Origin of the sequence: Rufibacter latericius, from assembly GCF_003721515.1 — a bacterium.
Lineage (GTDB): Bacteria > Bacteroidota > Bacteroidia > Cytophagales > Hymenobacteraceae > Nibribacter > Nibribacter latericius.
In genome coordinates this window covers 18,797-30,959 of the sequence record NZ_RJJD01000005.1, presented here as the reverse complement: position 1 = coordinate 30,959, position 12,163 = coordinate 18,797, and the positions used below count along the sequence as shown (strand labels likewise).

7 protein-coding genes and 1 tRNA gene are annotated in these 12,163 nt (G+C 51.1%); 5 read left to right on the top strand and 3 right to left on the bottom strand.

Annotated elements, in window-relative coordinates; genetic code table 11:
- Window positions 1-137 precede the first annotated feature (137 nt).
- Together EFB08_RS09730 and EFB08_RS09725 are read right to left on the bottom strand one after the other, a co-directional pair.
- The gene (locus tag EFB08_RS09730) at window positions 138-2,081 is read right to left on the bottom strand and encodes an LTA synthase family protein (RefSeq protein WP_123127038.1); all 1,944 of its coding nucleotides are present in this window, start codon (window positions 2,079-2,081) and stop codon (window positions 138-140) included.
- Window positions 2,082-2,649: 568 nt separating this feature from the next.
- Window positions 2,650-3,837 carry an alpha/beta hydrolase gene (locus EFB08_RS09725; RefSeq protein WP_123126770.1) on the bottom strand — a complete coding sequence of 396 codons (1,188 nt, stop codon included), beginning with the start codon at window positions 3,835-3,837 and terminating at the stop codon, window positions 2,650-2,652.
- A 172-nt stretch (window positions 3,838-4,009) separates the two neighbouring features.
- On the opposite strand from EFB08_RS09725, the gene EFB08_RS09720 reads away from it, so the two are divergent.
- Together EFB08_RS09720 and EFB08_RS09715 are read left to right on the top strand one after the other, a co-directional pair.
- Window positions 4,010-4,085, top strand: a tRNA-Gly gene (locus EFB08_RS09720).
- 41 nt (window positions 4,086-4,126) lie between these two features.
- Complete coding sequence (locus EFB08_RS09715) at window positions 4,127-5,056, top strand: hypothetical protein (protein WP_123126769.1); 930 nt, start codon at window positions 4,127-4,129, stop codon at window positions 5,054-5,056.
- A 147-nt stretch (window positions 5,057-5,203) separates the two neighbouring features.
- On the opposite strand, the gene EFB08_RS09710 is transcribed toward EFB08_RS09715, so the two are convergent.
- On the bottom strand, window positions 5,204-5,830 hold the full coding sequence (locus tag EFB08_RS09710) for an RNA polymerase sigma-70 factor (RefSeq protein ID WP_123126768.1): 627 nt from the start codon (window positions 5,828-5,830) through the stop codon (window positions 5,204-5,206).
- Window positions 5,831-6,029: 199 nt separating this feature from the next.
- Between EFB08_RS09710 and EFB08_RS09705 the strand changes: the two genes are divergently transcribed.
- The 3 genes from EFB08_RS09705 to EFB08_RS09695 all read left to right on the top strand — a co-directional run bounded on the left by EFB08_RS09705 (window position 6,030) and on the right by EFB08_RS09695 (window position 11,984).
- Window positions 6,030-7,067 (top strand): FecR family protein, encoded by a 1,038-nt coding sequence (locus tag EFB08_RS09705; RefSeq protein ID WP_123126767.1) that lies wholly within the window; start codon window positions 6,030-6,032, stop codon window positions 7,065-7,067.
- A 139-nt stretch (window positions 7,068-7,206) separates the two neighbouring features.
- A complete protein-coding gene (locus tag EFB08_RS09700; RefSeq protein ID WP_123126766.1) occupies window positions 7,207-10,488 on the top strand; it encodes a TonB-dependent receptor in 3,282 nt (1,093 codons plus the stop codon).
- 11 nt (window positions 10,489-10,499) lie between these two features.
- The gene (locus EFB08_RS09695; protein WP_123126765.1) at window positions 10,500-11,984 is read left to right on the top strand and encodes a RagB/SusD family nutrient uptake outer membrane protein; all 1,485 of its coding nucleotides are present in this window, start codon (window positions 10,500-10,502) and stop codon (window positions 11,982-11,984) included.
- The last annotated feature ends 179 nt before the right edge of the window (window positions 11,985-12,163 follow it).

Genomic DNA, 12,163 nt, shown 5'->3' with positions numbered 1-12,163 from the left:
CAAAGGGGGACGAAATGCGTGGTAAATCTTTAACAAGCACCTTGTGTGAGCTACTAAAGAAAATCCGGTTTCGGGGCTATTTTCTTTTAAATAGCCCCGAAACCGGATGCCAACAATCAGCAACTAACAATCAGCAATCATTTCGCTGTAAGCCGATTTTCTAGCATGCGGTTGTTGTACTGCTGAATAAAGGCTTTCAGTTTATTTTCCATGGCTACCCTGATGAGCGGTTCCTTGTCCTTGAGGTTGTCCTTCAGGAATTTGTCTTCTTTGTAGTTGAACAGCCCAAGCGTGTTGGTGCCGTCAAACTGCAGGAAGTAGTCGCCCTCGGTCCATTGGTAGCTGCCTTGATAGCTGATGGCGAAGTTTCCTTCCGCTGGGTTTAGCATGTTCTTTCCGAAGGAGAAGTACGGCTGGTCGTAGCCCAGATAGCCAAGCACAGTGGGCATGATGTCCAGTTGCTGCACCACGCGGTCTCGGTCCACACCTCTGAAGGTAGAATCGCCGGGGGTGTAGAAGAGAATAGGCACGGCAAAGTTGCCCCAAGCCGTCTGGTATTCGGGGTAGAAGGTGTGGGTGGCAGAGTGATCTGCAGTGATGACGAAGAGGGTGTTCTTGAACCAGGGAGCTTGGCTCGATTTCTGGAAGAACTTGCGCAAGGCCATGTCTGAGTACCCGATGCACTCAAAAATCTCAAACGGACCTTTCTTAAACTTGCCTTGATACCGCTCCGGCACCTTGTACGGGTGGTGCGAAGACGTGGTGAACACCGCGCTCATGAACGGCTCCTGGAACGTGTTGAGTTTGCCGGCCATGAACTGCAGGAACTCCTCGTCCCAGATACCCCACATGCCGTCAAAGTCCTCGGGTTTGCCGTACTCGGTCATGCCAAAGTATTGCTCTATGCCAATCAGGTTCATGAACGCATCAAAGCCCATAGAGCCGTTGGGAGCCCCGTGGAAGAAAGAGGTATGATAGCCTTTCTGGCGAAGGGTGCGGGGCAGACTGGGCAGGTTGTTGCTTACGTACTGCGTCAAGACAAACGGCTCCTGGATGCTGGGGATGCTGGTGAGCACCGACGGCAGCGCATCAATGGATTTCCGGCCGTTGGCGAAGGAGTTCCAGTACACTTTGCTTTGCCCCATAAGCGAATCCAGAAAAGGCGTGAACCCGGTGTAGGTGCCGTTCTCCAGATGCCGGTTGTAACGGCCAATCGCCTCCTTCCCGAAACTCTCCAGGATAATCACCACCACATTCTTCTTCTGGAACCTGGCAGAATCCACAGGCTGATGGATGGGGTTGTACACCTGCGCCACCTGCTCCTCGGGGAAATAAGCGAGCTTCTGGTAGCTGGTCTTGTTGATGGTTCTGATGATGGAGAAAGGCGTGTTGAGCACGATGTACATCTCCTGTGGCCGTTCTACGTATTCGCCGGCATTACTAAGCGTGATCGGGCGCGTGCTGTGCCGGAAACCGCCGCGCATGGCTGCAATGCTCAATCCAATGGTCAGCACCAGCACTACAGTGTGCCATGGGTAATAAAACCACGGATTGTACGTAGGTGCTTTCTCCAACTTGATGCGGTTGTACAGCCAGGCCATCAACGCCACCAAGCCTAGCCAAATTAGGGCCACATACCAGAAATCAACTAAGAAACTGGAAGCAAAACCACCCCAATCCTCGTTGGCAAACTCCCGCACCACGCTTCCAGTAGTGCGACGGAGCGTAAAGCGGTAATATATTAAGTCAATGCAGTTCAGAGCCAAGCCCAAGCTGTTGAAGACCAGAAACACCCATTTGACTACCTTCTGGTACACAGGGTGGTACCGAAACCTAAACGGCAGCAGCATGAGCACCAAGAACAACAGATTGGTATAGATGATAGCCGCCAAGTCGAACTTCAGTCCGCCCCACATGAGGTACAGCAGATCAGAGAAAGACGTCTCAGCAAAAAAGCATCGGTTGAATAGATAGAAGAGGACCCGGCAAACGGTATAAAGCAGCATCGCTACACCCAGCGCCAGCAACATGGCAATATGAACGCTCCGCCGCAATGCCCTCGGCTGAAAAGATTTTATCATGTTCCACAGAAAGAACCGCAAAATTAGGGAATAATCATGGAGTGCGTAGGGGAATGTACTGTTGGGAAAGGAAACCAGACAGGTGAGGAGCAGAAAACGCTTTTTGAGGCTCTCGCTTCACTGCTTTGCAAACTACCGGTCATAATGGGCCCAAGTCGCGGACTTGAACCTTGAGAGAAGAAAAAGAAGATTAAGAACCAATACTGCAGCTATACAACGCACCAGTTGAAAGAACCCTATTCCAGTCTTTCGGGTGAGCGCCTAGGCAAGTTCCGGTGCCGACAGGCATTGCGACCTTCAGGGAGCAAAGGAAGCTGGCACAGCGCGAACCCGGAAGACGGGGCCCCGCGGCCGTGAGCGCTCGGAGGGAAACTATACAACAAGAAAGCTTATAAACTCACGCAAACTGCAGCCCTTCGCCAGAATAAGCCAAATGCATGCATGATCAACAACAACAACAACAACAACAACAACAACAACAACCATTTATCCGCCGAAATAAATAAAGCAGCCCTAAAACAGATTCACCGTTTCAAGGCTGCTTTCCGAAAAGGACACACAAAACAGATTATTTCTCAAACGACTCTTTCAAGTCATCCACCGCTATTTTCTGGGCATCTCTGGCCTCTTTCAGCACGGCGGCCATCCCGAAGAATTCATGCGTCACGCCTTTGAACAACTTATGATCTACTGTAACACCAGCAGTTTCAAGCCTCTCCGCTAACTTCCGGCCTTCGGTTTGCAGTGGGTCCAGTTGGGCGTTGATGATGGTAGTAGGAGGTAAGTTTTTCAGGTTGGCGCCCACTAGGTTGATCCAAGGATTCTTGCCATCGGCGGGGGAGCGGAGGTATTGCTTGAAGAACCAGGCCATCATAGGTTTGTCCAAGGGTTTGGCTGCGGCATACTTTCGGTAAGACTCTGTGGTGGTATCGGTTCCGGCAATGGGATACACCAGCACCTGATGTACCGGCATCTGTACTTTCTGGTCGCGGGCCATCATGCTCACGGCGGCCGCAAGGTTTCCCCCGGCGCTTTCGCCCACCACCGCTACTTTCTTAGGATCACCTTTAAGGGATGCCGCGTTTTTCAGGGCCCATTTATACGCCGCGAAAGAATCGTTGTGGGCGGTAGGGAATTTGTTTTCCGGGGCCTGTCGGTAAGCCACTGAGATGACCACGGCATCGGCTTGCTCAGCCAAGCCTCTGGCCGAGGCGTCGTAGGTGTCCAGATCGGCAATCACCCAGCCGCCACCGTGGTAGTAGACAATGATCGGGTAAGTGGTTTTGCCGGTTTGGGGTGTGTACACGCGGGCATGGATCTGCCCACCCGTGACCGGTATCTTTTTGCCCACGGTGTCTACTTTAGAGGGAGGCATGGGAATGTTGTTTTCCTTCATCAAATCCATTACCGCGGTGGTAGGGGTGGGGTTTAGCCGGGCCTCCTGGGCGGTCAACTGCGGAATGGGTTTGGCGTGGTAGCTGCCTAGTTTGTCGGTGATGGCTTGCATGGGACCGGTAATCTCATCGGCCCAGACGGGTTTGGCACCGGTGGGTTTCAGGCTGGTGGCTACCAACTCGGCGGAATCGGTGAGGGGAGTGGAGGACTCATAAACAGAGGAGGAGTCCACAACATCCTCGCGGGAGGTGCTTTCGGTTTCCACGGGTCGTTTGCTTTCGCAGGAACTAGCCAGAAAGCAAACGGACGCAGCCAGGGCTAAGCCGCCTTGGCGGAGAAAGGATAATGATCTTATTTTCATAGTAGTAGAGTTGGCGTTAACAGAGGTGGCCTGTGGTTTCTTACATACGAGGTGGTTTTAAATACGGATTACGGTTTGCTCAAACAAGCCCATTATCCGCCGAAAGCCAGAGGCGGGGGCTCTTGCGTCTAAAGGAAAACTGGTTATCTTTGTTCAGGCATAGCTGTGTCCGGCGAGAGTAGCTCAGTTGGTAGAGCATCAGCTTCCCAAGCTGAGGGCCGCGGGTTCGAGTCCCGTTTCTCGCTCCAATTTTTCTCTTATTTTCTTTCCCCGGTTCCTCAAGATGGGCATGTGTAGCGTTTTTTCTTTTCGCCGTTCCTGGCAATTTTTCGCATTCGTTTTATTTGTTTCAATAGCTAGCTGTACGGCTCCACGGTCGGTAATCCAGTCCGGACGGGTTACGCCCCACGGGGAATTCAAGGTAGGCGCGAACTTCGGCGGGAACATCGCCTCAGAACCCATCAGCCAACTCAAAGACGTTGGCGAAGACGCCATTAAGGCCCTTGCCAACCGCGACTCAGTGTATTATGACGGATTAGTGAAATCTGCTACCAAGGCGGCCATTGCCTATACCCTTGACCCGGTGGGTCCCAATTTCGATTTCTATGTGCGCTACGGAGTGTTGCCGCGCGTGGATGTAGGGTATAAATATGCCTCGGGGGTGCACGTGCTGGATGCCATGTACCAGTTCATGGGCCCGTTGGCCGGCTCCGCCAAAAGCACCGAAAGATGGTACGGTAGTGTTGGCTTGCAGTACGCCGGGCAGAAGTCTGATATTTTGTCAAAAATTTTCCTGGACAAACTTTCCCCGATTCTGCAGTTCGAGGCCTCCAGAAGAGATGTGCTGGTGCCGTTGGTGTTCAGCCGGTCCTTTGGGGTAGACGAGGAGTTCGGGAACATCTCCTTCGGGGTGGCTTACAACCATACCTTCGTGGAGTATGGCCTCATCCCCGGACGTCTCTACGAGAAAGTGGGCGGCGGACAAGCCGTGAAAATAGAAGGCCTTACCAGAAAGGGAGACTTCCCGTCTTACGGTCTCTTCGTGAACGCTAAGATTGGCGCCAAGCGCATTTACCTGCTGCCCGCATTGTCTATGTTCTACCAGAAATACGGCACCTTTGAGTTGCTGAAGGGCGAGCAGGTAGATTACTCTGGTATCACCATTGTGCCTTCTTTGGGTCTGCAGATTGGGTTAGGCCAAGGCAAAGCCGGGAGGTAGCGGTCTGGCGTTTCAGGGCTGTTTTCAGGAAAACGGCTCCAAATCATAAAACCCCGAAATTATTGAAGCCCGCTGCGGTTAGTCTTTTGGCTAACCGCAGCGGGCTTCTTTCGTTTAGGACTCGGTTTCCAGAAATTGGCGCTGAATCTAAGACAGCAGGTACGCGCAGATCACCAGGAACGAGTAGACAATGTCATAGCTCTTGAACTTCTCGCGCAGCATCTTCAGAGCCTTGTTGATGTGGTTCTCTATGTTGCTGTTGCTGGTGTTCAGGGCTTTGGCGATCTCGGTGTTGCTGAGGCCCTCGGCCCGGCTCATGACAAAAACCTGGCGCCTGACCGGTGGCATAGAGGCGCAGGTTTCTTCAAACAGTTGAACCAGTTCTTTGTGTTCCAGGGCAGTTTGGGTCGAGTTTTCAGAAACCACGCCATAATCGGCCAGGTATTGGCCGAAGGCGAACTCGTACACCCGATGCCGGGCTTTGTTATACACCAAGTTTTTAGCGGTGGTAAACAGATAGCCATCCAGGTTCTGAGTGGGGTCAAGAGAGGCTCTTTTTTCCCATACTTTCAGGAATACCTCCTGCACAATTTCCTCGGCATCCTCGCGGCTCCTGACAAGCTTCATGGCGAAGGCAAAAAGTTTGGGTTCAAGGGCTAGGTACAGGCGTTCAAAGGCCGCCACGTCACCGGTGGTGAGGGCCGCTACGTCTGCCGTGAAACTTTCCTTGCCTTCTGCCTGCATGGTCTCTTGGTTGAAGTACCTGACTTTCATGCTACTACATCTTTTCTCTTCCAACGCCTACAGCTCTCCAACGTGACATAGTTTAGAAAACCCTAAAATAGGTATGTTAAATGTAGAGGAATTTATAGAAAAAACAAAAAGCCCAACTTTTGTTAAAAATATTTGAAAGCCGAGGTGGTGCAAAGCCATAGTTGTGTGTAATAGGTAAAAGCCCCACCATTTATCACCCATGGACCAAAACCTACTAGACCGATTTTACAAAGGAGCCTGCTCTCCCGAGGAGGTCAAGACGGTATTAGAGTGGTTTAAAACCCAACGACCTACCCCCGCGCAGGACCTTCACCTACAGGAACTGTGGACCCAAGCCGAGAAGCACCAAACGCAACCGGAGTATGCCCATGACGCAGACAAAACCTGGCGCCGTTTAGAGGCCATTATCCAGGAACAGGCCCAAAACGCACAGCCAGAAACCAAGGTGCTGCCCTTGCACTCAAGTGCCTGGTCTACCTGGGCCCGCGTGGCCGCCGGTATCTTGCTTCCGTTAGGGTTGATTTGGTTTGTTGCCAGTCAATATTTCCAGAAAGCGTCCGTTGAGGGAAAGCTGATGGCGGTACAGACGGCTCCCGGCGAGCGGAAAACCATCCAACTAGAAGACGGGTCTTCCATTGTGTTGCGGCCGGGCAGCAAGGTGACCTATCTGGTTCCTTTCGCCGAGGGTAGAAGGGACATCAGCTTAGAGGGTGAGGCGTTCTTCCAGGTAGCCAAAGACAAAAATCGGCCCTTCGTGGTGAAATCGGGCGCTATCTACACCCAGGCCCTGGGAACTTCCTTTAACATCAGATACGAGCCGAAGGATACTGCCATTTCCGTAGCGCTGGCAACAGGCTTGGTGAAGATCGGGAGCGTGGAAAAAAGGGATGCCGCGCCGTTGGCGAATCTGGTGCCGGGCCAACAACTGGTCTTCAACCGCAAAAACCGGAAACATGCCGTGAGTACCTATGAAACCCGCGAGGTGCTGGGCTGGAAGGACGGGGTGCTGTATTTCAAGAAAGCCAACCTGCAGGAAGTGGTGGCCAAGCTTGAGAACTGGTATGGAGTTGACGTGGAGGTAAAAGGAGCGCAGCCCTCTAGTTCAGAAACATGGAGCTACACCGGCGAGTACCGCCAGCAGAGCCTGCCCCAGGTACTGGAAGGCATCGGGTTCGTGAAGAACTTTACCTATGAAATAAACCAGAAACAAGTTCAGATAAACTTCAAAAGACCTTGAGCGAATGAGATAGAAACCTGTTCTTTTAACAGGTAAGCCACTGGGTGGCCTACCTGTCAAGTACCTCGGCAAACCCCAATGTTGGCGCATCAGGGCTGCCAAAGGCAATTCAACAACTTACACTAAACACTCCCAAGATATGGAAAAAAAAGTTTACGGCTTCTTACAAGGAATAGCCCGTAGAGCTTTGGCGGTTTTGCTGCTGCACGTAGCTCTCTTCTCTTCCGGTTACGCCGCACCCGCTGAGGGGCCGGCAAGTACCATTCAAAAAACCAAAATCACTCTTTCTATCACCAACGGCACCCTGCAGGATTTCTTCCGGAAAGTAGAGTCCGAGACCCTGTACAAATTCTCGTTTGATGAGAGCGAGGTGTCTGGCCGGGCCAAGGTTTCTGTCCAGGCGAAAAACGAACCGCTGGACAAGGTGCTGGAGAAAGTAGCGGCTACCACCAACCTGGAGTTCAAGCAAGTGAACAACAACATTCACGTGCGTACCAGAAGAACAAATATGACGCAACCCAAAGCGTATGTAGCCCCGGTGGCGCAGGATGTTCTTCGGGTGTCAGGGAAAGTGACCGATGAGAACGGAGCCGGTTTGCCGGGCGTAACCGTTTCAGTGAAAGGAACCACCAATGCCACTTCCTCAGACGTGAACGGGAATTTTTCCCTCACCGTCCCAAACGGAACAGGAACCCTGGTACTTTCTTACATCGGGTACATGACCCAGGAAGTCGCCATTGAAAACCGTTCTACTATCAACGTAAGTCTGGCCCCAGATATGAAAGCTTTGCAAGAAGTTGTAGTGGTAGGTTATGGTGCCCAGGAGAAAGAAGACATTACGGGTTCTGTGTCTGTGATTGATAACACTGCGTTTGATGCCCGCCCTAATACCCAAATTGGTAACTTAATACAAGGTAAAACTGCCGGGGTTCAGGTATTGACCAACTCTGGTAAGCCATCGGCGGGGTTTAACATCCGCATCCGGGGTACAAGCTCTATCCTTGCCAACAGTGATCCATTGTATGTGGTAGACGGCGTTCCTTCAGCGGATACCAGAAGCCTTAACCCGGCAGATATTGAAAGCATCTCTATCCTGAAAGACGCTTCTTCTGCCGCTATCTACGGTGCCCAAGGTGCCAATGGGGTGGTGTTGATCACTACCAAACGTGGTAGAACCGAGAAACCGACCTTTGAATTCAGTACCTACACCGGAGTTTCGCAAGTGTGGAACACCCTGGATGTATTAAATGCCGAGCAGTACCGTGACCTGATGACCGAACTAGGCCAGAATACTGATTGGAGCCGCTACCAGGAGAATACTGACTGGCAGAAAGAAGTTTTCCAGAACGGAAGCTCTCTGAACTACCAGTTGTCTGTCTCAGGAAAAACTGACAAAACCAACTACTACATCTCTGGTGGCTGGATGAAGCAGAACGGGGCTGTGCGCAGTTCTACCATGGACCGCGCCAGCTTTAAAGTGAACTTTGAGCAAAAGCTTTCTAACTGGTTAACCGTTGGTACCAACATGGGCTATACCCGCTACCATGATGTTGACGTAGCCGATAACCAGGCTGTAAACCAGGGTGGTGTTATCTTAGGCGTTTTGTCTACTCCGCCTGTTATTGGGGTGTATAACGCCAATGGAACCTTCACCAGCAACCCGTTTCAAGACTGGGAGAACCCCATTTCCAGCACTGACGGCTCAGAAAGAAATTACCGCAACCAACGCCTGTTAGGTAATGTGTACGGCGAATTACAATTGCTTCCTGGTTTGAAATTCCGTTCCAGCTTCGGGATTGATTTTATCAGCGCCATCAATGACTATTTCCTGGATCCATTCAGGACAAGCTATGGGCGTGCTAGAAAAGGGATTGGCCGTAACAGCACCAACCTGACCGATTACTGGATCATGGATAATACCCTTACTTACACTAAAACGCTGGGGAATCATAATTTCAGCGCGATGGTGGGTTCTGTACAGCAAAAGTACAAATGGGAAAATAACAGCATAGAGCGTACTGAGTTTTCTGGTACGGCTGTGACTACCCCAGGTGCTGGAGCAGTGATCCAAACAGCAGATGCAAACAAATCCATTAGAACCAACAGCTCCTTCATCAGCCGGGTGACCTACGATTTTGCAAACAAATATCTATTAACGGCGAATTTCAGAGCAGATGCATCTTCTGTATTTGGTCCTGAAGTACGCTGGGGGTATTTCCCGTCTGCTTCCGTAGGTTGGAGACTCTCAGAGGAAACATTCTTCCCTAAAACCAATGTGGTGAATGATGTTAAATTGAGAGTAGGTTGGGGATTAGTAGGGAACGACACAGGCCTTGTGCCATATGCCTTCTTGCCACGGGTAGGATACGGCGCTAACTACCCAATTGGGGGTGCTACCCAGCCAGGTAATTACCCGCTTTCTATTGGTAATTTCCAGTTAGGCTGGGAAGCTTCAGAGCAAACCAACGTAGGTTTAGACCTGGCTTTCCTGAATTCCCGTATCTCCTTAACAGTTGATGCTTACCTGAAGAAAACCACTGACATGTTGTTGCCGATTGAAGTGCCAAGATCAACTGGCTTCAACGGTGGTGATGCCAACGTAGGAAGTCTTCAAAACAAAGGACTTGAGTTCCTGGTGAGCTCACAAAACTTGGTAGGTGATTTCTCCTGGACTACTGACCTGAACCTTTCGTTCAACAGAAACAAAATAACCAACATCCTAGGTCAGAATTTCTATGGCGGCGGCGTAGCAGGCAGAGGCGACGCGAGCTTGTCAAGAGAAGGTTCTCCTTTGGCCTTGTTTTACGGGTATCAGTGGGGCGGGGTAGACCCAGCTACGGGTATGGCCTATTACATCAACCAAAACGGTGAAAGCACTTTCACTCCTTCTCCAGATGACCGCACTATCATTGGTAATCCCAATCCAGACTTCATCTACGGGGTAACCAACACGTTCTCCTACAAAAACTTCGGCTTAAGCATCTTCCTGCAAGGCTCGCAGGGCAATGACATCTTCAATGCCACCCGTATTGAGATGGAAGGTATGTCAGATCCTAAAAACCAAGGTATCTCCGTGATTAACCGTTGGAGAAACCCAGGTGACGTGACCGATATCCCTAGAGCAGTTTGGGCCAATACAGATAACTCCCGCATTTCTTCCCGTTTTGTAGAAGACGGTTCTTATGTGCGTCTGAAAACCCTGACTTTGAGTTACAATCTTCCTTCTACTTTGTTGTCTAAGATCAAGCTGAACTCCCTGCGCATCTATGCCACCGGTGAGAACCTCTTCACTCTTACAGACTACTCAGGCTTTGACCCAGAGGTAAATGCTTTTGGGGGTGCTAATAGAGCCCAAGGCATTGACTTTGGAACTTACCCGCAGACACGCAACCTAATCTTAGGTCTGAATCTTTCCTTCTAATTGAGTAAGTTATGAAACTGAATAAAATAGCCATCTATACCTTAGCGGGTGCCCTCCTGATGGGAGCCCCTGCCTGCGAAGACTTTCTGGAACAAGAGCCCATTTCTGAGTCAACGCTAGAAAACGCCTATAAAACGGCCACCGATGCCGAAGCTGCCTTAACTGGCGTTTACGAGTCGTTCCAAGCCGAATATTATATCTGGGATAACTTAGTATTCAGTGAGATTCTCTCCGATAACTACTATGCTGGAGGTGATAACGCGGAAATTTTTGCGGTAGACAACGTGGCCATCACACCCACCAACAGCCGCCTCTGGAACAACTGGAGCCAGATCTACAACGCCATCGCCAAAGCCAATGTGGTGCTGCAGAAAGTGCCGTTGATCACAGATCCACAGTTGTCAGAATCCCGTAAGGCTCAGATTTTGGGCGAGGCAGCTTTCCTACGCGCTTACCACTATTTCCAACTAGTGAAAATGTGGGGCGGTGTTCCTTTGATGCTGGAACCGGTAACGTCTCTGGACCCAGGGACTACGCAGAAGCCACGAGCCACTGAAGTAGAGGTGTACAACCAGATTGTGACGGACCTGACCTTTGCCTTGGATAACCGCCTGCCGGATACGTACGGTGGCGAGGCCAGCGTGAACAAGGCCCGTGCAACCCGTGGAGCAGCCAATGCTTTGTTGGCCAAAGCCTGGGCCCAACGCCCAGACCGGGATTACAACAAAGTAGTGCAGTATGCCGATGCCGTGATCAATAGCCCGGCGGGCTACCAGTTGCTGGGTAACTTCAATGACCTGTTTGACGGAGCCCATTACAACAATGCCGAGTCTATCATGGAAGTGCAGTTCATTGGCGGAAACGAAGCCAACTGGGGACCGCAGATGTTGCTCCCGCCTTCTTTGAGTGGTGATACCTGGCGCAAATTCATGACGCCGTCTCATGATCTGGTGAATGCCTACGAATCTGAGGATGACAACATCCGGATGAACACCACCATCTTATTTGAGAATGCGCCTTGGTCAGATGAGTTCTGGTCAGTGAGCACGGGAGGTCGTGTGCCGTTTGCCTACCGTTGGAAAAGCGCCAACGGTTGGGCTAGCACCAACCGCCAGTACATCTTCAGGTTAGCGGATATCATGCTCCTGAAAGCCGAAGCCCTGAACGAACTGGGCCGTCTTGAAGAAGCCAGAACTGTGCTGAACACCGTGCGCAGAAGAGTGAATCTTGGAGTCAACACTTCTACCACGCAAGAACAGATGAGAGAGGCCATCTTGAAAGAGCGCCGTCTGGAGCTGGCTCAGGAAGGGCACCGTTGGGATGATCTTCGTCGGCTTGGAAAAGCCATTGACACCATGACGAAACTCAACGAGATAGACCTGCGCACGAATACTAAGAAAGAATACAATGTAGCGGCACACGAGCTGTTCCTGCCTATTCCGCAGTCAGAAATCAACCGCAATCCTTTACTGGTACAAACTCCAGGATATAACTAATCCCTGGGGTAGACAACGCCTCCTTCGCACCACATGGGTGCATTTTCCTGAAGGTGTTTCGGGGCTGTTTTTCCAAAAACAGCCCCGAAACTAACCTGGGTGCGTGGCAATGATTTGTGACGTTGGCCTGGGGGAAAGGTGAGTGCCTGTAGCAGGAAGTCCTAAAGAATTCATGTCTA